At 70.7% G+C, this 22,831-nt stretch carries 24 protein-coding genes; 13 read left to right on the top strand and 11 right to left on the bottom strand.

Annotated elements, in window-relative coordinates:
• Positions 1-147: 147 nt before the first annotated feature.
• Positions 148-1,101 carry a LuxR C-terminal-related transcriptional regulator gene (locus ACIBHX_RS35650; protein ID WP_397071824.1) on the top strand — a complete coding sequence of 318 codons (954 nt, stop codon included), beginning with the start codon at positions 148-150 and terminating at the stop codon, positions 1,099-1,101.
• On the opposite strand, the gene ACIBHX_RS35645 is transcribed toward ACIBHX_RS35650, so the two are convergent.
• Together ACIBHX_RS35645 and ACIBHX_RS35640 are read right to left on the bottom strand one after the other, a co-directional pair.
• Positions 1,098-1,460, bottom strand: a complete 363-nt coding sequence (locus tag ACIBHX_RS35645; protein ID WP_397071823.1) for a DUF5130 family protein — start codon at positions 1,458-1,460, stop codon at positions 1,098-1,100. The two genes, ACIBHX_RS35650 and ACIBHX_RS35645, sit on opposite strands and share 4 nt — an antisense overlap.
• A 6-nt stretch (positions 1,461-1,466) precedes the next feature.
• Positions 1,467-1,757: a hypothetical protein gene (locus tag ACIBHX_RS35640; protein ID WP_397071822.1), complete on the bottom strand. Its 291-nt coding sequence runs from the start codon at positions 1,755-1,757 to the stop codon at positions 1,467-1,469.
• An 82-nt stretch (positions 1,758-1,839) separates the two neighbouring features.
• On the opposite strand from ACIBHX_RS35640, the gene ACIBHX_RS35635 reads away from it, so the two are divergent.
• Entirely contained in the window at positions 1,840-3,255 is a 1,416-nt protein-coding gene (locus ACIBHX_RS35635; protein ID WP_397071821.1) for a serine/threonine-protein kinase, read from the top strand.
• Here the strand turns inward: ACIBHX_RS35635 and ACIBHX_RS35630 are convergent.
• Positions 3,252-3,947: a winged helix-turn-helix domain-containing protein gene (locus tag ACIBHX_RS35630; protein ID WP_397071820.1), complete on the bottom strand. Its 696-nt coding sequence runs from the start codon at positions 3,945-3,947 to the stop codon at positions 3,252-3,254. The genes ACIBHX_RS35635 and ACIBHX_RS35630 overlap by 4 nt on opposite strands.
• 55 nt (positions 3,948-4,002) lie before the next feature.
• Positions 4,003-5,409: an amidase gene (locus tag ACIBHX_RS35625; protein WP_397071819.1), complete on the bottom strand. Its 1,407-nt coding sequence runs from the start codon at positions 5,407-5,409 to the stop codon at positions 4,003-4,005.
• 288 nt (positions 5,410-5,697) lie between these two features.
• Here ACIBHX_RS35625 and ACIBHX_RS35620 point away from each other — a divergent pair, with 288 nt between their 5' ends.
• Positions 5,698-6,378, top strand: a complete 681-nt coding sequence (locus ACIBHX_RS35620; protein ID WP_397071818.1) for a nuclease-related domain-containing protein — start codon at positions 5,698-5,700, stop codon at positions 6,376-6,378.
• 7 nt (positions 6,379-6,385) lie between these two features.
• Here the strand turns inward: ACIBHX_RS35620 and ACIBHX_RS35615 are convergent, their stop codons facing one another.
• On the bottom strand, positions 6,386-7,048 hold the full coding sequence (locus ACIBHX_RS35615) for a TetR/AcrR family transcriptional regulator (RefSeq protein ID WP_397071817.1): 663 nt from the start codon (positions 7,046-7,048) through the stop codon (positions 6,386-6,388).
• A gap of 79 nt (positions 7,049-7,127) precedes the next feature.
• Between ACIBHX_RS35615 and ACIBHX_RS35610 the strand changes: the two genes are divergently transcribed.
• Positions 7,128-7,898: a thioesterase family protein gene (locus tag ACIBHX_RS35610; protein WP_397071876.1), complete on the top strand. Its 771-nt coding sequence runs from the start codon at positions 7,128-7,130 to the stop codon at positions 7,896-7,898.
• A 114-nt stretch (positions 7,899-8,012) separates the two neighbouring features.
• The gene (gene ilvD, locus ACIBHX_RS35605; RefSeq protein WP_397071816.1) at positions 8,013-9,851 is read left to right on the top strand and encodes a dihydroxy-acid dehydratase; all 1,839 of its coding nucleotides are present in this window, start codon (positions 8,013-8,015) and stop codon (positions 9,849-9,851) included.
• A 502-nt stretch (positions 9,852-10,353) separates the two neighbouring features.
• Here the strand turns inward: ilvD and ACIBHX_RS35600 are convergent.
• Positions 10,354-11,247 (bottom strand): MBL fold metallo-hydrolase, encoded by an 894-nt coding sequence (locus tag ACIBHX_RS35600; RefSeq protein WP_397071815.1) that lies wholly within the window; start codon positions 11,245-11,247, stop codon positions 10,354-10,356.
• Between the two features lie 82 nt (positions 11,248-11,329).
• Here ACIBHX_RS35600 and ACIBHX_RS35595 point away from each other — a divergent pair, with 82 nt between their 5' ends.
• The gene (locus tag ACIBHX_RS35595; protein ID WP_397071814.1) at positions 11,330-12,181 is read left to right on the top strand and encodes a LysR family transcriptional regulator; all 852 of its coding nucleotides are present in this window, start codon (positions 11,330-11,332) and stop codon (positions 12,179-12,181) included.
• Between the two features lie 531 nt (positions 12,182-12,712).
• Positions 12,713-13,207, top strand: coding sequence for a helix-turn-helix transcriptional regulator (locus tag ACIBHX_RS35590; protein WP_397071813.1), 495 nt, complete (start codon positions 12,713-12,715; stop codon positions 13,205-13,207).
• A 557-nt stretch (positions 13,208-13,764) separates the two neighbouring features.
• Here ACIBHX_RS35590 and ACIBHX_RS35585 read toward each other — a convergent pair.
• From ACIBHX_RS35585 to ACIBHX_RS35575, 3 genes are all read right to left on the bottom strand, one after another.
• Complete coding sequence (locus ACIBHX_RS35585; RefSeq protein WP_397071812.1) at positions 13,765-13,968, bottom strand: zinc ribbon domain-containing protein; 204 nt, start codon at positions 13,966-13,968, stop codon at positions 13,765-13,767.
• Between the two features lie 9 nt (positions 13,969-13,977).
• Positions 13,978-14,784: a GNAT family N-acetyltransferase gene (locus ACIBHX_RS35580; RefSeq protein WP_397071811.1), complete on the bottom strand. Its 807-nt coding sequence runs from the start codon at positions 14,782-14,784 to the stop codon at positions 13,978-13,980.
• Positions 14,785-14,864: 80 nt separating this feature from the next.
• On the bottom strand, positions 14,865-15,371 hold the full coding sequence (locus ACIBHX_RS35575) for an HNH endonuclease (RefSeq protein ID WP_397071875.1): 507 nt from the start codon (positions 15,369-15,371) through the stop codon (positions 14,865-14,867).
• Positions 15,372-15,664: 293 nt separating this feature from the next.
• On the opposite strand from ACIBHX_RS35575, the gene ACIBHX_RS35570 reads away from it, so the two are divergent.
• The 4 genes from ACIBHX_RS35570 to ACIBHX_RS35555 are packed head-to-tail and all read left to right on the top strand — an operon-like array spanning position 15,665 to position 19,269.
• Positions 15,665-17,713, top strand: a complete 2,049-nt coding sequence (locus ACIBHX_RS35570) for a prolyl oligopeptidase family protein (RefSeq protein ID WP_397071810.1) — start codon at positions 15,665-15,667, stop codon at positions 17,711-17,713.
• Positions 17,710-18,123, top strand: coding sequence for an NUDIX hydrolase (locus ACIBHX_RS35565; RefSeq protein ID WP_397071809.1), 414 nt, complete (start codon positions 17,710-17,712; stop codon positions 18,121-18,123). The genes ACIBHX_RS35570 and ACIBHX_RS35565 overlap by 4 nt, the downstream gene beginning before the upstream one ends.
• Before the next feature lie 8 nt (positions 18,124-18,131).
• Entirely contained in the window at positions 18,132-18,914 is a 783-nt protein-coding gene (locus ACIBHX_RS35560; protein ID WP_397071808.1) for a helix-turn-helix domain-containing protein, read from the top strand.
• A gap of 4 nt (positions 18,915-18,918) precedes the next feature.
• Positions 18,919-19,269 carry a VOC family protein gene (locus tag ACIBHX_RS35555; RefSeq protein WP_397071807.1) on the top strand — a complete coding sequence of 117 codons (351 nt, stop codon included), beginning with the start codon at positions 18,919-18,921 and terminating at the stop codon, positions 19,267-19,269.
• On the opposite strand, the gene ACIBHX_RS35550 is transcribed toward ACIBHX_RS35555, so the two are convergent.
• Positions 19,197-19,727, bottom strand: a complete 531-nt coding sequence (locus ACIBHX_RS35550; protein ID WP_397071806.1) for a DUF1772 domain-containing protein — start codon at positions 19,725-19,727, stop codon at positions 19,197-19,199. The two genes, ACIBHX_RS35555 and ACIBHX_RS35550, sit on opposite strands and share 73 nt — an antisense overlap.
• A complete protein-coding gene (locus tag ACIBHX_RS35545; RefSeq protein WP_397071805.1) occupies positions 19,727-20,536 on the bottom strand; it encodes an NAD(P)H-binding protein in 810 nt (269 codons plus the stop codon). Before ACIBHX_RS35545 ends, ACIBHX_RS35550 begins: the two co-directional genes overlap by 1 nt.
• A 61-nt stretch (positions 20,537-20,597) precedes the next feature.
• Here ACIBHX_RS35545 and ACIBHX_RS35540 point away from each other — a divergent pair, with 61 nt between their 5' ends.
• Positions 20,598-21,521 (top strand): LysR family transcriptional regulator, encoded by a 924-nt coding sequence (locus tag ACIBHX_RS35540; protein WP_397071804.1) that lies wholly within the window; start codon positions 20,598-20,600, stop codon positions 21,519-21,521.
• A 607-nt stretch (positions 21,522-22,128) separates the two neighbouring features.
• Entirely contained in the window at positions 22,129-22,818 is a 690-nt protein-coding gene (locus ACIBHX_RS35535; RefSeq protein ID WP_397071803.1) for a B3/4 domain-containing protein, read from the top strand.
• Positions 22,819-22,831: the final 13 nt, after the last annotated feature.

Here is a 22,831-nt window from a genome sequence, read left to right as displayed (position 1 = left end):
CCCGCACCCTGGAACCCTCCAGGCTGACGAAGCATGACACCTCCTTTAGAACTGGACATGTCAGAGGTCCACACGATGACGGGAGGCGGTCATGCTGAAGCCTGACCCAGGCGTGGGCTGGGGCTGATCCGACCCAGGGAGGGTTCGATGGCGGGAAGCAGCCTGGCGGGCCTTGTGAGCCCGGAGGCACAGGCGCTCTACGACCGGCTTCGCGAACGGGGGACGTTGCGGCTGGGCGTGGACGTAGACGGGGATGCGCCGGAGACCCTCGAACTGATGGCAGCGGGCGTCGCCTTCCGCGGAGGCGAAGGCGACGCCCTGCTCAGGCCGGTCGGTACGGCTGCCGCGCTGCGGCTGCTGGTCGACAGGGAGCACGCCGACCTGGTGAACCGCCAGGCCAGGCTGGCGGCCGGATGGCGGGGGCTGGTGGCGAGGCTCGGCTTCCACGGCGTCAGGGCGGGGCCGGTGGCGGGAGACGGGGTCGAGGTGATCGACTCGATGCCGGAGGCGGCGGCCAAGGCCGTGGAGCTGTACGCGGCCGGGACCCGGCTGGTCAGGGCGGCGTTCACGGTGACGTTCGAGACCGAGCCGACCGCGCACCGGTTGCTGCTGCCGCCGCCCGCGGCGTTGGCCGCGGGGGCCGAGTATCAGGGGCTGTACGACGTGGCCTACACCGGTGTGCCGTGGGGGCGCCGCCTGATGGCCGACTCCGCGGCGGCGGGCGAGAGCGTGCGCATGCGCAAGGACGTGCCGACCAAGATGATCCTCGTGGACGACGCCACCGCGCTGGTCGCGGTCGCCGCCGCCGGGGTGCCCGCGCTGCTGGTCACGGCCACGGACCTGCTGCGCGTACTCGCCGACTGGTTCGACCTGATGTGGAGGGATTCCGTGAGGCCGGAAGGTGACGACGTCCCGCTGACCGCCGCGCAGCGGCGGGTGGTGCGGCAGCTGGCCACCGGGATGACGGACGAGCAGATCGCGCACGAGAGCGGGGTGAGCGTACGGACCGTGCGGCGGCACATCGCGGTCGCCATGCGGGCGCTCGGCGCCGAGACCCGCTTCGCCGCGGGCGTCGCGGCGGCCAGGAAGGGCTGGCTCTAGCGGCGCGCGGTGGCCTGCTCACCCAGGGCGGCGATGCCGAACAGCAGGCCGCCCACCAGGTCGCCGACGCTGAAGGCGGTCGCCATCGACATCGCGGTCATCCGGCACACGCTGTCGGGCAGCCGCCGCCTGGCCCGCTCCCCTGTGACGATCTCCAGGCCGCGCCCGTTCACGTCCACGAGCAGCACCACCGCGTCGTCGGCCTCCTCGCCCAGCGCGGCGTGCAGCCGCTCGGCGAAGTGCCGCCGCCCGCCGGCGGGCTGGCCCAGGAACACGCCGAAGCGCAGGCCGCTGCGCCGCTCAGCGGTGATCAGCGCCTGACGGACGTCGTCCGCCTGCGCGGCGGTCAGTACCCGCATGACGCCTCACCACCCTGCCGAGGCGCCGCCGACGCGCCTGCTCGGTTCCGCCGTCTCGGCCGCGGCCACCCAGTCGGACTCGGGCGCCGGCGCCCAGTGCGCCACCCGGTCGGCCAGGACCAGACCGGAGGTGCTCACGCCGCGCTCGCTCCTGGACGGGCCGCCCAGCCACACCGCCTCGGCCTCCGCCCGGCGCGCCGGACCCCTGCTCGGCACGAAGACCAGCAGGGCGACGACCACGAAGATGCCGAGTGACGTGGCGAGGAGAACTCCCAGAATCATCCACGGGCTGTTCACACCATGAACGTAATCCTCGTTCGGCTGTCAGGCCAGTACCCCACAATGAGAGAGTCTGACTCAAGATCCCCCACTCGAGGTCATGTCAACTGTGGAGACTCCAGCTTCGATCGGCCGGTATCCGATCGAGCGTGCCCTGGGTTCGGGCGCGTTCGCGTCGGTGTGGCTCGGCCGTGACGACCGGCTCGACTCGTTAGTGGCCATCAAGGTGCTGGCCGACAACTGGGCGGCCGAGCCGGCGGTGCGCGAGCGGTTCGTCAAGGAGGCCCGGATCCTGCGCCAGGCGGACTCGCCGCGGATCGTCCAGGTCCACGACATCGGCGAGCTCCCCGATGGCCGGCCGTACTTCGTCATGACCTATGCGGACATGGGGACGCTGGCGGGGCGGCTCGCGGAGGGTCCGCTGCCGGTGGACGAGGCGCTCAGGATCGTCGGCGAGATCGCCGAGGGCGTCGAGGTGCTGCACCGCCTGGGCATCGTGCACCGCGATCTCAAGCCGTCGAACGTGCTGTTCCGCTCGCTGCCCGGCGGCGGCGAACGGCTGATGGTGGCCGACCTCGGGGTGGCGCGCTCGCTGGCCGACGCCACCAGCCACACCATCGCCGCCGGCTCGCCCGGCTACATGGCGCCCGAGCAGATGCGCATGGACGGCGCGCCCGACGAGCGGGCCGACGTGCACGGCCTGGGCGCGATGGCCTATCACGTGCTCACCGGCCAGGTTCCCGGCTCGGGCGCGGTACGGCTGGCGCCGCACCGCCTGCGCAAGGAGATTCCCGAGCGGGTCAGCGCGGCCATCATGAAGGCCATCGACCCGGATCCCGACCAGCGCTGGGCCGGCGTGTCCGAGTTCGTCGAGGCCCTGCGGGACCCTTCTCCCGAGCAACCCCCACCGCCGCCACCCACAGACCGCCGCCCCCTCCTGATCGGCGCGGGCGCGGCGGTCGTGGCGGCCGCCCTGATCGCGGGAGTGCTCTTCTGGCGCTCGGGGTCCACGCCTTCCGCGACCACCACGACGCCCTCGGCGAGCCATACCGTGCTCCTCGGGCTGCGGGACGACCAGGGCATCCCGGCCAAGTACCGCAAACTCATCCTGCAGGCGGGCACTTGGTGCGACAACGTGCCCGGGCTGAGCCCGGCGCTGATCGCCGGGATACTCAAGGTGTCGAGCGACTTCGACGCGGACCTGAGCGACCGGGCCAAGGACGAGTACGGCATCGCCCGCTGGACTCCCCGGGTCCTGTGGTTCTGGCAGCCGCACGGCAACCGCGGCCCGATACCGGAACCGCCGTTCCCGCCGGAGATGTCGCTGCCCGCGATGGGACGCTTCTTCTGCGGTCTCGGCCCTCAGATCGCCGACGTGCCCGGTGATCCCGCGGCCAAGCTCGCCGCGCTCTACGTCTCCGGCGTCCAGCCCGTCACACGGGCGGGCGGTGTGCCGCCCAAATGGCAGAGCTACGTCGACCAAGTCCTGAAATATCGCAACCAGTACCAGAGCTAGGGCAGCAGGCGCAGATCGGCGTCGGTCACCAGGTCGAAGCGCAGGGCGAGGTTGATCAGCGCCGCGCGCTGCCAGTCGGCCTTGCCGCCCCCGTCGGCCTGCTTGACCTTCAGCTTGGTGCGGGCCAGGTAGTCGATGTGGAAGTTCACCCCGCTGCGGGTCAGGTCGGTGCCGCCCAGGCGCTCGATGAGCTGCGGCACCGTGGGCACGAACGTGCTCGACGGGTCTCGCAGGCGCGCCTCGCACAGGGCCACCAGGATCAGGAAGTACTTGGCCGTCTTGTCCAGCGGGAAGACGCCCATCGTGGTCGCGCCGGAGCCGGCGGTCGTGGCGGCCTTGCCGTACACGTGTTCGGGGGCGAAGACCAGGAAGCCGGTCGTGCCGTGCTCTGCGGGCAGGATGACCCGGGAGAACTCGAAGGGCACGGGCATGCCCATGCGCAGCGGCGGGACCTTGACGAACTCGCCGCCGCCCTCGGGGTTCTCCACCACGTAGGTGCGGTCGGTGCTGAGGTTGCTGATCTGCCAGTAGTCCTCGATCGCGGTGATCCGCCCCGCCAGCCGCGACACCGCTCGATCGGAGACCACGATGTCGACGCTGATCCCGTCGGCACCCCGGCCGAATGTGGCGGACTCGCCCGGCTTCAGCTCGGCCGCCACGGCCGTGTCGGTCTGGATGAGAACGGTGCGCATGCGCATGGTTGTACGTCCTTGCCGCCTATCGGACCATCTGTAACCTTGCAGGGGATCACCAGATGGGCGGCCGCCGGGTTCCCCAGAAGCTCCCCCGGTAGGCCTCGATCTGCGCGGAGAGCGAGATCAGGGTGCTCTCGCCGCCGATCCGCCCGCCCAGCATGACGCCGATCGGCAGGCCCTGGTCGGTCCAGTACAGCGGCAGGTTGACCGCGGGCTGGCCGCTCACGTTGTAGATCGCGGGGAAGGCGGCGAAGCGCTTCATCCGCTCGAAGGTCTCGTCCACGTCCTCGACGTCCTCGAACCAGCCGACCGGCCGGGGCGGCTGCGTGACTGTCGGGGTGAGGACCGCGTCGTAGCCGTCGGTGATCGTCAGCGCCTGCCTGACCGCACCCTGCAGCGCGGCGTGCGCCTGCAGGAAGGTGGGCGCGCTGGTGGCGAAGCCGCGCTCGCGCAGCCGTGCGGTGATCGGGCGCAGCTCGCCCACCTGGTGGTCGGCGACGGGATGCATGCAGGCGAAGGCGAACCACAGCGTCGAGAACTCGGGCACCACCTCGGGCCCGAACGGCGAGGGGATCTCCACCACCTCGTGCCCGAGCGCGGCCAGCGTCTTGGCGGCCTCCTCGTAGGCGGCCAGCACCTCGGGCTCCACCACGGCCCCCGGTACGACGGGCTCGGCGTAGCGGGCGATGCGCAGGCGGCCGGGATCGCGGGTGGCGTGCTCCAGGAACGTGCCCTCGTGCGGCGGCGCGAGGAACACGTCGCCGGGGTTGTTGTGCGCCATCACGTCGAGCAGCGCCGCCGCGTCGGCCACGGTGCGCGCGATCGGGCCGTTGGTGGACATGCCCACCAGGTCGGGGATGATCGGCGCGAAGCTGATCCTGCCGCGGGTGGGCTTGATGCCGAACAGCCCGCAGACCGCCGCCGGGATCCTGATCGAGCCAGCGCCGTCGCTGCCCTGCGCCGCCGGGGCCAGCCCGGCCGCCACCGCGGCCGCCGCGCCGCCGCTCGACCCGCCCGCCGACCGGGCCAGGTCCCAGGGGCTGCGCGTCGGCGGTGACAGGTACGTCTCCGTGTAGCAAGGCAGTCCGAACTCCGGGGTGGCGGTCTTCCCGAGCATGACCGTGCCCGCCTCACGCAGCCGCTCGACCACCGTGTCGTCCACGGGCGAGACGAAACCCCGATAGGCGTTGGACCCGAACATGATCGGAACGTCCTTCACCAGGTTAAGATCTTTGATCGGGATGGGCACTCCGGCAAGGGGTCCGTCCGGCAGCTGTTTCTCCAGGTCACGCGCCTGATCCAGGGCCAGCTCGGCGGTCACGGTCACGTACGCGCCGACCTGCGGATCGATGCGCTCGATCCGGTCGAGGTAGTGCCGGGTGAGCTCGACCGGGGAGATCTCCCGCTCGCGGATGGCACGGGCCTGTTCGAGGGCGGAAAGCTCGTGAAGTTCTCGCACGTCTGCACACTAGGGATCTCTAGAGATGAACGTAATAGATACCCGAAAAACGGGCGTAGAACACGATGAGCTGGGCCATAAAAGTATGGACACGGCAAGACTAGGAATCGTTCCGACCATCAAGCTACGGTGAGTTACGTGGACTCCGACCCTCAGCGCGAAGACGGTCACACAACGTCACCGATCTGGGTGAGCGACAGGCCGGAAGGCGACAGGCGTGCGGCCACTAGCACGCCGGCAGCGCCCACATCGACATACGCGCCCATCGAGCGCGCATCCCTACGGACCTTGCTGCAACAACCCCGCTTCCTCCGCCTGCGCAACCGGGCGCTCATCGCCCTCGGCGTCGGCCTGCTCGTGGGCTTCCTCGTGCGCGACTGGCGGGTGGGCGCCACGGCGGCGGTCGTCGCGGCGATCCTCGACACGGTCTACCGTGCGCGCCAGGCCTCCACCGTGCCCGCGTGGCGGCGTGCCTCCGTGGCCGAGCGGCGCACCGAGGCCCAGTTGCGCAAGCTCGAACGCAGCGGCTACCGCACGCTGCACGCCAGGGCGATCCCGGGCAGTGAGGCCCAGATCGACCACCTGGTCGTCGGGCCCACCGGCGTGTACGCGGTCGACTCGGAGAAGTGGGACAAGCGGCTGCCGGTCCGTGTGCAGATGGGCAAGAAGCTCTTCCACGGGCCGTTCGACATGAAGCCCCGCCTCACGGAGGCGAGCTGGGAGGCCTCGCAGGCCAGCGAGCTGATCAGCAAGGCCTACGGCCGCGAGATCTCGGTCGTCCCCTCGCTGGCGATCTACGGGCCGCCGGTGCCGTGGAAGATCATGACGATCCGCGGGGTTGACGTCTACGAGGGCGCCCGCGCCCGCAAGTGGATCACCAAGCGCGAGCGCGCGCTCACCGACGCCGAGATCGACCGCCTCTACGAGATCGCCGCCCAGGTGCTTCCAGCCCGCTATGGAGACGGATAGAGATTCATTACGGCAGGCCGCCCGCTAGCCGTACGCCCAGTTCGTCGAGTTCTGCGGCGATGACCTGGCTTGGTGGGGCCTCGCGGGGTAGGCGCGGGAGGATGGCGGTGCCGTAGCCGGCCATGCGGATGGTGTTGTCGATGAGGTCGTCCGGCCAGGGGAACGACGGCTGGGCGATGAGCAGCGAGGCGCAGCCGTGCACGGCCGTCCACATGGCCAGGGCCAGGTCCTGCGGGTCACCGCGAAGCACCCCGGCCTCGACGCAGGCCGTCACGGCCGTGACGATGTGGCTGAAGCACGCCGAGGCCGCCTCCTGGGTGGCCGGGCGCATCATCAGGACCCGGTACTGCACCGGGTGGTCGAGGGCGAAGCGGACGTAGGCCCGCGCGCACCGGCCGAGGGCGTGGAACGGGTCGCCGCCGGCGTTCTCCTGGACGAGGCGGCCCAGCTCGTCCCACACACGCAGGCAGACCGCCTCCACCAGCGCGTCCTTGTCGGCGAAGTGCAGGTAGACCGACGGCGTGGAGACACCGGACCGCTCGGCAACCGCGCGCACCGTGAGCGCGTCCTCGGTGCCCGACTCGGCCAGCAGCGACTCGGCCGCGCGCAGGATCTCCTCGCGTAGCAGCGATCCCTCACCCTTGCGGGCACGCATGCGTCTGGTGGTCATGAACAATACGTTGACGCCGTCAGGTTAACGATGTCAATCTGACCATATGGGGACATTTCGTGAAGCGACCGCTTTGACTGTGCGGGATGGCGGCTTCGAGGCGAACCTGGACGCGCAGTGGAGCGTGGGCACCCGCCTGCACGGCGGCTACCTGCTGGCCGTGCTCGGCAGGGCGGCGGTCGAGACCGCCGGTGACGGGCACCCGCACGTGACCGCGGTCAGCGGGACCTTCATCGAACCGCCCGCGCCCGGGAAGGCGGACGTGCACGTCAGGACGCTGCGGGTGGGCAGGACCGTGGCCCAGGTCCAGGCGGAGCTGGCGCAGGAGGGCAGGACGCGGCTGGTCTCCCTGATCACGCTGGGCGTGCTGGACGACGCCGACCCGTGGTGGTCGAGCGAGGAGCCGGTCGAACTGCCCGACATTGACGCCTGCTTCCTGGCGCCGGTCGACCCGCCGGGCGCCGACTTCCCCGTCCCGCTCATGGACGTCGTCGAGGAGCACATCAACCCCGCCCACCTGGCCTTCGCCTTCGGCAACCCGACGCGGCGCGGCGAGATCGCCTCCTGGCAGCGCCTCGCGGACGGCTCGGACTGGGACCCGCTCAGTCTCCTGGTCGCCCTCGACCCCGTCCCCCCGGTCTCCTTCGACCTCGGTGCTCCAGGCTGGGTCCCGACGATCCAGCTCACCGCCTACATCCGCCGCCTCCCGGCCTCCGGCCCGGTTCGCGTCCGTCTCCGCGCCACGGACGTGACTTCCGACCGCATGGACGAAACCGCCCACATCTGGGACGACAAGGGCCGCCTGGTAGCCCAAGCCACTCAACTAGCCGCCATCCGCCTCCCCTCCTGACCAACCGCAGCCCCCGCCGTACACGGGCTGCGGTGTCCGGGCTGTGGACAGACGTCTCAGTTGCCGGGCGATAGCCGTACCATGTGAAGACTCGACAGCGATGGGAGAACCACCATGCCCGCCCTCAGGTCTCGTACGGTTACTCACGGCAGGAACATGGCCGGAGCCCGGGCGCTGCTCCGGGCGACTGGTGTAGCCGGGAGCGACCTCGGCAAACCCATCATCGCCGTGGCCAACAGCTACACGCAGTTCGTCCCCGGGCACGTGCATCTGCGCGACGTGGGTGACGTGGTCTCGGCCGCGATCCGCGCGGCGGGGGCGATCCCGCGCGAGTTCAACACGATCGCGGTGGACGACGGGATCGCGATGGGCCACGGCGGCATGCTGTACTCGCTGCCGTCGCGCGAGTTGATCGCCGACTCCGTGGAGTACATGGTCAACGCGCACTGCGCCGACGCGCTGATCTGTGTCTCCAACTGCGACAAGATCACGCCGGGCATGCTGCTGGCCGCGTTCCGGCTGAACATCCCCACGATCTTCGTCTCCGGCGGGCCGATGGAAGCCGGCAAGACCCCGGGCAAGAAGCTCGACCTGATCGACCCGATGATCGCCGCCGCCGACAGCAACGTCTCGGACGCCGAGCTGCTGGAGATGGAGGAGAACGCCTGCCCGACCTGCGGTTCGTGCTCGGGCATGTTCACGGCCAACTCCATGAACTGCCTGGCCGAGGCGATCGGTCTGGCGCTGCCCGGCAACGGCACGATCCTGGCCACGCACAAGCGCCGCAAGCAGCTCTACGAGGACGCCGGCCGTACCATCGTCGAGCTGACCAGGCGCTACTACGAGGAGGACGACTCCTCGGCGCTGCCGCGGTCGATCGCCACGAAGGACGCCTTCGAGAACGCGATGACGCTGGACGTGGCGATGGGCGGCTCCACCAACACGATCCTGCACATCCTGGCCGCGGCCCGCGAGGCGGGCGTCGACTTCGGGCTCAAGGAGATCAACGAGATCTCGCTGCGGGTGCCGTGCCTGTGCAAGGTGGCCCCGGCCACGGACAAGTACCACATCGAGGACGTCCACCGCGCCGGCGGCATCCCCGCCATCCTCGGCGAACTGGACCGCGCCGGGCTGCTGCACCGCGACGTGCCCACGGTCACCGGCGGCACGCTCGCGTCCACGCTGTCCGACTGGGACGTCCGCTCCCCGTCCGCCCTGCCCGAGTCCCTCGACCTGTGGCACGCCGCGCCCGGCAACGTCCGGACCGTCAAGCCGTACTCCCAGGACAACCGGTGGGACTCGCTCGACGTCGACCGCGCCGCCGGGTGCATCCGCGACCTCGAGCACGCCTACTCGGCCGACGGCGGGCTCGCCGTGCTGTACGGCAATATCTCCCGCGACGGCGCGGTCGTGAAGACCGCCGGGGTCGACGAGTCCATCTGGAAGTTCTCCGGCCCGGCCGTGGTCTTCGAGTCGCAGGAGCACGCGGTCGAGGGCATCCTCGGCGGCAAGGTCAACCCGGGCGACGTGGTCGTCATCCGCTACGAGGGTCCCAAGGGCGGGCCCGGCATGCAGGAGATGCTGTACCCGACCTCGTTCCTCAAGGGCAAGGGCCTGGGCAAGGCGTGCGCCCTGATCACGGACGGCCGCTTCTCGGGCGGCACGTCCGGCCTGTCGATCGGCCACGCCTCTCCCGAGGCGGCCGAGGGCGGCACGATCGCCCTGGTCGAGGACGGCGACATCATCGACATCGACATCCCGAACCGCTCGATGGAGCTCCGGGTCCCTGAGGCGGAGCTCGCGACGCGCCGTGAGCGCCTGCTCGCGGACCTCGGCGGCTACCGCCCGAAGGACCGCCAGCGCCCCGTCAGCGCCGCCCTCCAGGCCTACGCCGCCATGACCACCTCCGCCTCCACCGGCGCCTCCCGCGACCTAACCCAGCTGTCCCACTAACTCCCCGCTCCCGGAGCGGCAACTCCTCCCCTCGCATCGGCGGGCATCTTCCCGCCCTGCAGGGGCAAGCGTTCTGTCGTCCTCGTAGGGACGGGCGTCGCCCCGTCCCTACGAGGACGGACGTCTCATCGTCTCGGCAGGGCGCGGCGCCTCATCGTCCCGGCAGAGACAAGCGTCCTATCGCCCCAACAGGGCGGCGTCTCATCGTCCCGGGCAGCGCGGCGTCTTGTCGTCTCAGGCAGCGCGGCGTCTTGTCGTTCTGTACGGCGCGTGGCATGCCGTCCTGCGGGGTGGGGGTTTTGTCGTTCTGTACGGCGAGCCGCTCAACCGGCCGGCCGCCATACTTCGGCTGGCGGCCCGTGGGCGGCGCTCCTGGCGAGTCGGTGCACCTCCTCACCGCTACGACTCCGCTCTAGGCCCCCGATGGTCGAGGGGCTGGAACGAACGCGAGTGTTGGCGTGGCGGTTACTACGGCGGTAGCCCAGGCGTGGCGGGACGAGGGTCATGCGGCGTGCTCGGTGCACAGGCACCCGACGCCGCGTTCGATCCACTCCTGGCCGACCCACTCGGGATGCCGCTCGATCAGCAACGCCCGGACCTCGGCGACGATCTCGGCCTCACCCATCTCGGAGTCACGCCGCCGCCAGGTCTCGTCGCGCAGCTCGCGCAGATAGTCGCGGACGTCGTCGAGGATCTGCGGTCCACCGAGGTCCCCGTGACCGGGAATCACCACCCGGGGTCCGGCGGCGGCCAGCCGGTCCATCACCTCCAGCCAGCGCACGCCGGACACGTCCGTGTCGTACGGCGGAAACCACGGGAAGATGGCGAACTGCCCGGTCTCGGCAAGATCCCCGGTGAACAGCACGCCGGCGTCCGGCACCTCGACCACCTGGTCGCCCTTCGTGTGGCCCCGGCCGGTGGACCGCAGCCGTACGGTCCGATCGCCGAGGTCCAGGTCGTACCCGTTGTCGTAGACCACATCGGGGGTGGGCAACCGGACGCCGTCGAGGCGGTCGGCGATCGGCCCGCCGAAGCCACGGAACATCTCCAGGTAGCCCGGCCCCTTGATCTTCAGGTCGTCCGCCTGGGCGCGGTTGACCAAGTACGTGGCCTGGCCGGCGAACACCTGCGCGCCGAAAGCGTGCTCGGGGTGGAAGTGCGTCGTGGTCAGGTACAGCCGACGGCCCTTCGCCACCTCGGACGCGAAAGCGAGGACCTGCTCGGCGTTGGCCGTGCCGATGCCCGTCTCGACGACCAGTACGGCCTGCGTACCGCCGATGACGCCGATGTTGGGTACCAGCGCGACCCGGTCGTTCGGGATCACCAGCAGGTCGGGGGCGATCTCCCTGGCGCCGGCAACCTGCACGGCAGGGTCGGTCATCGGTTCGTCAGTCATGCTCCGATTCCACCGCCCGGGCACCGAGGCCGTCCAAGACCGATTAGGTGGCGTCGATACCGTACGGGTATCGTCGCCGATCATGGAGCTACGCACGCTGCGCTATTTCGTGGCCGTCGCCGAGGAACTCCACTTCGGCCGGGCCGCCGCCCGGCTGCACATGAGCCAGCCGCCGCTGAGCCGGGCGATCAAGCAGCTGGAGACCGACATGGGTGCCGTTCTGTTGCACCGCTCCGCCGCGGGCGTCACGCTCACCCCGGCCGGGGCGGTGCTGCTGGACGAGGCGCGTGCCCTGCTCGAACAGGCCGACCGGGTACGCGTGCGGGTGGCCGTGGCGGCCGGCGCGGCGACCATCACCGTCGGCATCCTGGGCGACAGCTCCGACCAGGGCGTGACGCGGCTGGCCGCCGCGTACCGGCGGCGGCACCCGGGCGTCGAGGTCCGCATCCGCGAGACCGACCTGACGGATCCGACCTGCGGGCTGCGCGCCGGACTGGTCGACGTCGCCCTGACCCGCGGGCCGTTCGACGAGACCGGCCTGACGGTGCACGAGCTGCGCGCCGACCCGGTGGGCGCGGTGCTGCGCGCCGACGATCCGCTGGCCCGCCGCGACCACCTGAAGCTGGCCGACCTGGCCGACCGGCGCTGGTTCCAGTTCCCGGACGGCACCGACCCGAACTGGCAGTCGTACTGGAACGGGGGCGAGCCTCGCGAGGGTCCGGTGGTGCGTGCCGTTCAGGAGTGCCTGCAGGCCGTGCTCTGGAACGGCACGGTCGGGATGAGCCCGCTCGATCTCGACCCACCCGAGGAGCTGACCGTGGTACCCCTGACCGACATGGCACCAAGCCGCGTGCTAGCAGCATGGAACGAAGGCGACCCGAACCCCCTGATCCAATCCTTCATCCAGATCGCCACAGCCGCCTACCGCAACTAACCCCCCATCCCCGGGTCTCCTGGACCCCGGACCCCTGGAGCTGGGAACGCGGTCCCGGAAGGTCCCTGGTCCGGAACTCCATGAGCTCCCGGGGTCCCGCGCCGCCTCGTCCGGGGCAGAGGGAAGCCGGTGTATGCGCGCATGCCGGCGGTCCCTGGCGCCGGGGCGGCGGGGTGGGGCGGGGCGGAGGTCGGCGCCCATGTACGGCGGAATGGGGACCGTGGTGCCCGGGGTACGAGGTGCCGTGGCGGCGGGGAAGCGGCGTCGACTCGCCGGCAGCGCCCGGGGGCGGGCCGCCAGCCTGAGTGCGGCGGGCGGTCGGTGGCGGCTGCTTGCCGTAAAAGCGCAAGAAGCCGTCCGAGAGCAAGAGGCCACACCACCGCAGGACACCGCACGAGCGCAAGACCCTGCACGAGGGCAAGACGCCGCACGAGGGCTGGAGGGCGCGGGAGGGGTATGTGGCCTGGGCGGGGGAGGAGGATATCGTCAGCGCGTTCGAAAACTGTCGGTGGTGGAGCGTAGTGTCTGGGTATGGCTACAGTCGTGAAGCCCTCCTCCCAGCTCCTGACGACCGCCGAGATCGCCGCGCTGGCGCTGTCCCTGGCCCATCTGGGCACGGGGCCGCAGGCCGTGACCGCGCGCCGCGGGCTGCGGCTCGCGCTCGAACACCTCGAGATCGACGACGACGTCATCGCCACCACGCTCGCGACCCTCACCGATCCGCTGCCCGCCGACGTCGCCGCACGGGCGCGGGTGTCGGCCGACGCCATCACCAGCCGTCTCGTCGTACGCCTGCACTATCGCGACGCCGCCGGGCGCGTCACCTCGCGTGACGTGGAGCCGGTGACGTGCCTGGTGCACCGCGAATACTGGTACCTGGTCGGCGTGTGCCGGATGCGCCGGGCGATCCGCGCCTTCCGCTTCGACCGGATCATCGCCGTCGAACCCACCTTGACGCCATCCCGTCCCCACCTGGCCGACCGTTTCCTCCCCTTCCAGCGCCGCAAGCGCCCCCGCGCCGCATAGCCCCCCGGCTTACGAGGGTGTGCCGTCGATGCCCGCCTGCCTGGGCGGGCGTCGGCCGCGCACCCCCGCTCCGCTCTGATAACGGGGCGCAGGATGTGCCGTCGATGCCCGCCTGCCTGGGCGGGCGTCGGTCGCACACCGCCGCTCCGTTCTGGCAAAGGGCCGCAGCTACAGCTCGGGCGAGTTGTATCGGGCGCAGGCGGCAGGTTGGGGGTACGGCACACGTATCCCGGACCCAGCTCGCGTTGAGGCATGACCACGAGCGTCCCGACGGAGCAGGTGTCTGTGACGGGACCCCGTCTCGAGGCCGATCCGGCGTTTCGCGATACGGCTCGCGTCGGGGCGCGACCACGAGCCTCCCGACGGAGCAGACGTCTGTGACGGGACCCCGACTCGAGGGCAACCCGGCGTTTCACGTTACGGGTCGTGCCCGACCAGCGGTGGGGCACGTCGCGGCTCATGTCAGGGGTCGTGCCCGACCAGCAGTGGGCGTGATCGCGGGGAGACGGAGTTCAAGAACGGCCGGCTGCCCGCGCGGATAGACGCGACCACGCGGGTTAGGAGCAGCAGGAGCCGCCGCAGCAGCCGCCGCCGGAGGGGCGGGGTGCGGCGGCGGAGCCGGTCATGCCGACCGTGGTGAGCAGCTTGACCGTGTCGTCATGGCCCTCGGGGCACGACGCGGGGTCGCCTGAGGACGCCATCGGGCGCGACACCTCGAACGTGGACCCACAGGCACGGCAGCGGAAGTCGTATCGCGGCATGACCACAGATTACGGCCTGTACATGACGTGGGCATAGTCGGTCAGCGGCTCGTACCCGATCGACTGGTAGACGGAGTTGCTGGTGGGATTGGCCAGGTCGGTGAAGAGCACGACCTGCTCACACCTCTCCTCCACCCCGGTACGGCTGGCGAAGGCGGTGACCGCGGCGCCGTAACCGCGGCGGCGGCACGAGGGCGGCGTGTAGACGGGCCCGATCCGGCACACCCCGCCGGCGGGCGGCTGGAGTGCGGCCAGCGAGACCGGTGCGCCGTCGTCCTCCCAGACGAAGAACTCGCGCCCGGCCAGGCGGCGCTCGACGTAGGCGACCACGTCGCCCGGGTTCAGCTCGACCTCCTGATGGAAGGCCTGGCACCAGGCCACCAGCAGCGGGAGGTCGGCGGCCGTGGCGAGCCTGCCGTGCCCGGGGACCGAAGGGATCTCGAGTGTGCCCAGGGCGTACAGGCGCTCCGAGACCACACGCACGACCTGCCCGCCGGAGGCGGCGGTGAACGCGTCGGTGAGCTCGACGGGGCCCACGACCTCGGGGACCTCGCGGTCGCGCAAGGCCTCGACGAGCGCGGGTATCGCCTCGACCGGCATCCTGGCCAGCCCGAGCGGGTGCGGCGGCGTGCGGAAGACGGCGCCACGGACCTGGCCGTCGGGGCGCCACCAGCCGAAGTAGGCGCCCTCCACGCGTATGCCCGCCTTCATCCCCACCAGGACGGTGAGCGGCACCGTGTTACTGATCGGGTCAGCGGTCAGGAAGGCCTCGGCGGCCTCGGCGTACTCATCGACGTCCTGTGTGAAGGTCCACATGCCCAAATGGTGGCAGCTCCCGAAATTTCGGTACAAAGGTTTTTACCCGGACCCGCGTAGGGTCCGGGCAAAACCTGTGCTCAGGCCGCGGCCTCCAGGTAGGGAGCCCACTGTGGGTCACCCACCTGCGACGCCCCGATCAGCCGCCAGTGGGCCCCTCGTGGCACCGCCGGAGCGAAGCGCAGCGCCCACCCCAGCTCCTCCAGGAACTTGTCGGCCTTGCGATGGTTGCACGGAGTGCAGGAGGCGACGCAGTTCTCCCAGGTGTGCGCACCACCGCGGGACCGCGGGATGACATGGTCGATGGTCTCGGCCCGCTGGCCGCAGTAGGCGCAGCGGAAGTCGTCGCGCCGCATGAGCGCCGCCCGGGTGAGCGGGATGCGCGACCGGTAGGGAATACGGATGTATCTTCGGAGCCGGATCACCGACGGCACGTCCAGCGTGCAACTGGCCGAGCGGAGCACGGCGCCCCGCCCGTCACGATGGATGACGTCGGCCTTCTCGCGCAGCACCAGCACGATCGCGCGGTGCAGGGAGAGGGTGGTGAGTGGCTCGTAAGTTGCGTTGAGCAGCAGGACCTGGCGCATCATCGTGCCTCTTCCCGCTGCACGGGTATCAAAGGGGACATGCCGCGGCATGTCCCGGCTGTCGGTCCCTCCTGGGGGACTGTCGCTTCCGTCACGTGGACCTCCGCCGGACGGCCCAGCGGATGGTCACCACGGCACCGTCCTTCACCCAAGTCTGGCGTTTCCCGACCGGTTCCCGCCACCCCATAACCTCCAGCCGATATGACCAGAGGGGCACACGATACGTTTTATGCCCGCAACACCAGGCCTTTACGCGCCCCGACCGGCATCGGGCTTGCCATAGGGTTCGGGGCATGACGCGAGAGCCGTATCCCACCGCCCGCCGTACAGAAACAGTCGATGACCTGCACGGCACGCCCGTCCCCGACCCCTACCGCTGGCTCGAAGACGCCGAGGGCGCCGAGACCGAGGCATGGCTGCTCGCGCAGCAGGACCTGTTCAAGCGCGAGAGCGAGCCGCAGCGCTTCAAGGAGCGGATCGCGGAGCTGCTGCGGTCGGGCTCGGTCGGCGTGCCGGCCTGGCGCGGCGAGCGGCACTTCTTCTCCCGCCGCACGCCCGACCAGGAGCACGCGGTGTACTACGTGGTCGACGCCGACGGCACCGAGCGGGCGCTGATCGACCCGATGGCGCTCGACTCCAGCGGCCTGACCACGCTGGACGCGGTGCAGCCCGACAAGGAGGGGCGCCTGCTGGCCTACCAGCTGTCGGTCGGCGGCGACGAGGAGTCGAAGCTGTACGTCATGGACGTGGCGACCGGCGAGAACATCGAGGGGCCGATCGACCGCTGCCGCTACTCCCCCATCGCATGGCTGCCCGGCGGCGAGTCGTTCTACTACGTGCGGCGGCTGCCGAGCGACCAGGTGCCGGAGGGCGAGTCGCAGTTCCACCGCCGCGTCTACCTGCACCAGGTCGGCGCCTCCCTCGACGACGACGTGATGATCTTCGGCGAGGGCCTGAAGATGACCAACTACTACGGGGTGTCAGTCTCGCGTGACGGCCGCTGGCTGCAGGTCTCGGCGAGCGAGGGTACGGCGCCGCGGAACGATCTCTGGGTGGCCGACCTGACGGCCTCGCCGACCGAGGCCCCCGCGCTGAAGGTCGTCCAGGAGGACGTGGACGCGCAGACCGGGCTGTACTTCGGCCGCGACGGGCTGGTCTACGTGCACACCGACCGTGACGCGTCCCGCGCGCGGGTCTGCGTGGCGGATCCTGAGACGCCCACCGAATGGCGGGACCTGATCCCCGAGGATCCGGAGGCCGTGCTGTCGGACTTCGCGATCCTCGACGATCTGGACAGTCCGGTCATGCTGGTCGGCTGGACCCGCCACGCCATCTCCGAGATCTCCATCCACGATCTCAGGACCGGCGAGCGCATCGGCGAGGTCCCCGCGCCCGGGCTCGGCACGATCGGCGGCATCTCCGAGCGTCCCGAGGGCGGGTACGAGGCGTGGTTCGGCTACACCGACAACACCACCCCGCCCACGATCCAGCGCTACGACGCCCGCACCGGCGAGACCACGCTGTGGGCGGCCTCCCCCGGCGCGGTCGAGGTGCCGCCCGTGCGCACCGAGCAGGTCGTCTACCAGTCCAAGGACGGCACCGACGTGCGCATGCTGATCATCTCTCCGGTCGACGGCGACGGGCCGCGCCCGACGATCCTGTACGGCTACGGCGGTTTCGGCCTGTCGATGACGCCGGGATACGCGGCCTCCGTCCTGGCCTGGGTCGAGGCGGGCGGCGTCTACGCCATCGCCAACCTGCGTGGCGGCGGCGAGGAGGGCGAGGACTGGCACCGCTCCGGCATGCTGGCCAACAAGCAGAACGTCTTCGACGACTTCCACGCCGCGGCCGAGCACCTGATCGCCACCGGCGTCACCACCTCCGAGCACCTGGCGATCTCCGGCGGCTCCAACGGCGGGCTGCTGGTCGGCGCGGCGCTCACGCAGCGGCCCGACCTGTATGCCGCGGTGGCCTGCTCGGCGCCGCTGCTGGACATGATCCGCTACGAGAAGTTCGGCCTCGGGGCGACCTGGAACGTGGAGTACGGCTCGGCCGACGTGCCGGAGCAGTTCGGCTGGCTGTCGGGATACTCGCCCTACCACCACGTCCGCGAGGGCGTGGAGTACCCGGCGACGCTCTTCACGGTCTTCCAGTCGGACACACGGGTGCACCCGCTGCACGCGTGGAAGATGTGCGCGGCGCTGCAGCACGCCTCGACCGGCGACAGGCCCGTCCTGCTGCGCAACGAGACCGAGGTCGGCCACGGCGCCCGCTCGATCAGCCGCTCGGTGGACCTGTCCGCCGACACGCTCACCTTCCTCGCCAAGCACACGGGTCTGTGAGGCGCCAGCGGGTCTCCGCGTACGCGATCTGCGTGCGCGGGGACGACCTGCTGCTGGCCCGCTGGATCGAGGGCGAGAGCCCACTGTGGACGATGCCGGGCGGCGGCGTCGAGCACGGCGAGGATCCCTTCGACGCGGTGGTGCGCGAGGTCGAGGAGGAGACGGGCTACCACATCGAGGTCGACGGGCTGCTCGGGATCAACAGCTACCACCCGCGCGAGGAGTTCCACGCCGTGCGCGTCTTCTACGCCGCCAGTGTGGTGGGCGGCGAGCTGCGGCACGAGGTCGGCGGGTCCACCGACCAGGCGGCGTGGTTCCCGTTGAGCGAGGTGAAGGGGCTGGCGCGGTCCGAGGTCATCGACCGGGCCCTCGAGCTGTACCAGGCGCGGCCGGTCACCGGCCACCTATAGTCGGACGTGTGAGCCTGGTCATGGTGGAGGCGCCGCCCAGCAGGGCGCTGGCTCCCTATGTGACCAGGCTGGCCGCCTACCGCGAGGACTACGGCGAGCCCGTGGCGCGGTCCGAGATGGCGATGCCCGGGGTGGTGCTGGTCCTGGGGCTCGGCGGGCCGATGGAGGTGAACGGGGTCCGGATGACGTCGTTCACCGGCGGGCTCGGCGACCGGTTCGCGGCGACCCGGGTGACCGGGGCGTCCGAGGGGGTCGAGGTGTTCCTGACCCCGTTCGGGGCGCGCAGGCTGTTCGGGATGCCGATGCGGGAGCTGGCCAACCTGATGGTCCCCGTGACGGACGTGCTCGGAGCCTGGGGCCTGGAGCTGCTCGAGCGGGTCGGCGAGATCGACGACTGGGGCGTACGGCTGGCGGTGACCGACACGCTGCTGGCCTGCCGGATCCGGCGGAGCCCCGAGGTGGGGCCCGAGATCGCCTGGGCCTGGGGCGAGCTGCTGGGCAGCGGCGGCGCGGTCAGCTCGCGGGTGCTGGCCGAGGGGCTGGGCTGGAGCCACCGGCACCTGGTCTCCCGCTTCCACGACCAGGTGGGGCTCGCGCCCAAGGCCGTCGGCCGGGTGATCAGGTTCGGCCGTGCCGTACGGCTCCTTCAGCAAGGCCGGCCCATCGCGGACGCGGCGCTGAAGTGCGGCTACTACGACCAGGCGCACATGAACCGCGAGTTCAGAACGCTGGGCGACACCACGCCCGGTCAGATTTATCCAAGACCCCAGGTGAGCGGCCTCGCACACTGAGAGCATGACGCGAACGGTTTACGCTCTGGCCAGGTACCAGGACTGCGCGGCGGCGATCGAGTTCCTGACCGCCGCCTTCGGATTCGAGCCGCACGAGGTGTCCAAGAACGACGAGGGCGTGGTCATCCACGCCGAGATCCTCGTCGGTGACGACATGATCATGATTGGGCAGGGCAAGCAGGGCGGGCCCGGCGTCTATGTCGCCGTCCAGGATCCCGATGCCCACCACGACCGGGCGAAGGCCGCGGGGGCCGAGATCACGATGGCGCTGACCGACCAGCCCTACGGCTCGCGCGAGTACGCCTGCACGGACCCGGAAGGCAACCCCTGGTTCTTCGGCACGTACCGCCCGTAGAGGACGAGCGCCCAGCTGAAGGCGGCGAACGAGCCGACGCTGGCGAGGGTGCGGACCAGGTTCCAGGTGTTCCACGGCCCTTCGAAGCGCTGCCGCACCGCCGCCAGGTGGGCGTTGCCCGCCTTGGCGAGCGCGTCGTTCAGCGGCACGTTGAAGGCGCTGGTGATCAGGAACATCACCACGAAGAGGGCGAGCCCGGCGGCCGTCCAGACCAGGACGGCCCGCCCGGAGCGACGGTGGACGATCAGCGCCGCGATGCCGACCACCGCCCCACCCATGAAGCAGACCATGAACCACGGATTCAGGATGGCGACGTTGATGTTGCGCATCGCCTCGACGAAGGTCTTGTCGCTGGACATGCCCAGTCCTGGCATGACCGCGTAGGAGAAGGCGGCGAACAGCCCGGCCATCAGGCCGGCGGCCAGGGCGGCCGCCAGCAGCATTGCGGATTTCATCATCAGCCCCAGATTCCCGCCGCCGCGCTCTCGCGGGCGAAGTCGGCGAAGTCGCGCGGCTCGCGGCCGAGCGCCCGCTGCACCCCGTCGCCGAGGTGTGCGTTGCGGCCGTCGAGCACGGTGGTGAACAGGTAGGTGAGGAAGTCGGTGTACTCGGCGGGGACATGCTCCACGTAGGCCTCGACCGGGATCTGCGTGTAGCCGATCTCCCGGCCGACGGCGGCGCCGATCTCGGCGGCGGCCTGCGCGAAGGTGAGCAGCCGCGGCCCGGTCATCTCGTAGATCTCCCCGGCGTGCCCGTCCTGGGTGAGCGCGGCCACGGCCACGTCGGCGATGTCGTCGGCGTCCACGAAGGGCTCGCCCACGTCCCCGGCGGGCAGCACGAGGTGCCCTTCCTGGATGGGCTCGAGCAGGTAGTTCTCGGTGAAGTTCTGGTTGAACCAGCTGCAGCGGACCACCGTCCACTCGGCGCCGGAACGGGCCAGGAGCTCCTCGGCGTGCTGCGCCTCCTCCTCACCCCGGCCCGACAGCAGCACCAGGCGCCGGGTCCCGGTCGAGACGGCCAGCTCGGAGAAGGCCGCGATCGCCTCGCCCGCACCAGGAACGGCCAGGTCGGGGTAGTAGGCGAGGTAGGCGGCGGAGGTTCCGGCCAGGGCGGGCGCCCAGGTCGAGCGGTCCTCCCAGTCGAAGGGGACGCCGCCCTTGCGGGTGCCGATCCGCACCGGCCTGTCCATCGCCGTCAGCTTCTCGACGACGCGCCGTCCGGTCTTTCCCGTACCCCCGGTGACCAGGGTCATCGTGTTCTTCGTCATGCCTTAACGATCGCGTTGTCCGGGATCGGCAACAATGAGAGCATCAGCAACGATCGTTAACGTGGAGGTTCACGAAGTGGAACGGCGAGACCTCGAGATCTTCCTCACGCTCGCCAAGGAGCTCCATTTCGGCCGCACCGCCGAGCGCCTGCACGTCTCGACGGCCCGGGTCAGCCAGACGATCAAGAAGCTGGAGCGCCGCATCAGCGTCCCGCTGTTCGAGCGCACCAGCCGCCAGGTCGCCCTCACCCCGGTCGGGCAGCGCCTCTTCGACGACGTGGGGCCGGCGTTCCAGCAGATCGAGGAGGGCATCGCCCGGGCCGTCGCCGCCGGCCGGGGCGTGGACGGCGTGCTGCGGGTGGGGTTCATCGGCACGGCGGTCGGCCAGTTCGTCATCGAGGTGGCCGACCTGTTCCACGGGCGCCATCCCGACTGCGAGGTCCAGATCGTCGAGTGCCGCTACTCCGAAGGCGTAACGCTCCTGCATTCCGACGAGATCGACGTGATGCTGGCCGGCGCGCCGTCGCTCAAGCCGGACGTCACCGAGAGCGCGATCCTGTTCCGGGAGCCGCCGGTGCTGGCGGTCTCGTCCCGGCATCCCTTCGCCCGCCGCGAGTCGGTGTCGATGGACGACCTGGCCAGGGACAAGGTGCTGCGCCCGCGCTCGTTCGCCGACGAGGAGGACGCGCTGGTCGTGCCCCGCACCACGCCCGGCGGCCGTCCCATCGAACGGGGCACCACGTTCGGCACGATCCAGGAGATGCTCGCCCTGATCGGGGCGGGCAAGGGCGTCTTCGTGGTGCCGGCGCACGCGCGCCGCTACGACGCGCGGCCGGACGTCACCTACGTCCCGATCCACGATGGGCAGCCGTTCGGCTGGCGCCTGACGTGGCTGACCTCAGGCGAAAGCGCCAGAATCCGCGCCTTCGTCCACACCGCCACCGACCACGTCCGCCTCCACCCCAATCCCCTCCTCGCCCCCTAGCTCTTTTGTCCAGTACGGCAAGCCGCCGCCCCCGGCCGCCCACCGCACTTCGGCCGAGGACCCGCGACCGGCGCTTCCGGCGAGTCGGGGCCGCTTCCCCCCGCTACGGCGCTTCGTTCTCCGGGCACCCCGGTCCCCGCTGCCCCACCACCACCCGCGCTCCCTTCCCCGGCACCACGGTCCCCCTGGGCCGCCGTGCAGGGCGCCGGACAGCCGCCGCGGTCCTCCTCGCCGACCCCGGCGCGGGAAGACCCTGCGGTTTTCCAGGCGCCGGGTCGGCGAGACGTGGGGCGGTGAAAGGCGGCGCCCTGTGCGGCGGGGCACCCGGGGCCGCGGCGCCCGTGTCACGGAGAGCCGTGGCGGCGGGCAAGAATCCCCGACTCGCCGGAAGCGCCGGTCGCGGGCCCTCGGCCGAAGTACGAAGGGCGGCCGGGGGCGGTGGCTTGCCGTACCCGAGAGAGATTATGAAAGGCGGCGGGGCATGCCGTACCCGAGAGGGATTATGAAGGGCGGCGGGGGCCTGCTGTGCGTGAGAGGGATTTGGACCAGGCGATCGGGGTTGGTTTGGTCCTGTGGGGCGGGGTGGGGAGGGGGCAGGATGGCGGGCATGCTGTTCGGTCATGCTGATGAGATGTGGCGGGACTTTCCCGAGCTGGTCCCCGGTGTGCTGCATGTGGAGGGGATCACGAAGGACGCCGTTCCCGAGGTCGAGCCGTACCTGATGATCGCGCGGGAGAGGCTGGCGGAGGCGTCCGAGAGCGAGTTGCCCGAGATCCAGGCGTGGCGGCGGACGTTCTCGCGGATGGGGTTGAAGCCGACCCAGTACCGCTGTGCCTCCGAGGCGTTGCTGCGGCGGTTCCGCAAGGAGGGGACGCTGCCGCGCATCCATCCCCTGATCGACCTGTGCAACGCGATCTCGATGGCGTTCGCGATGCCCGTTGCCGCCCTGGACCTGTCCGAAATTTCGGGAAACCTGGAGGTCAGGTATGCGGTGGGCGACGAGTCGTATGAGACGTTCTCCGGGGAGATCGAGCACCCCGACCCCCGGGAGGTGATCTTCGCCGACGACGCCCGCCGGGCGCACGCGCGCCGCTGGACGAACAGGCAGAGCGGCTCGTCGGCCATCCGCGACACGTCGTCGTCGGTGCTGATCGTGGCCGAGGCGATGCACGACTCAGCGGAGAGCGACGTGCCCAAGCTGGTGGCCACGATCGCCGGCGAGCTGACCGCGCTCTGGCCGGTCACGGCGAGGACCGCGATCCTGACCCGCGCGGAGCCGGAGTTCTCGGTCACATAGTCGATCGGCGCTC

Source organism: Nonomuraea sp. NPDC050536 (assembly GCF_044457685.1).
GTDB lineage: Bacteria > Actinomycetota > Actinomycetes > Streptosporangiales > Streptosporangiaceae > Nonomuraea.
Note: the sequence above shows the minus strand (reverse complement) of the source record. Positions and strands in the feature narration are given on the sequence as shown.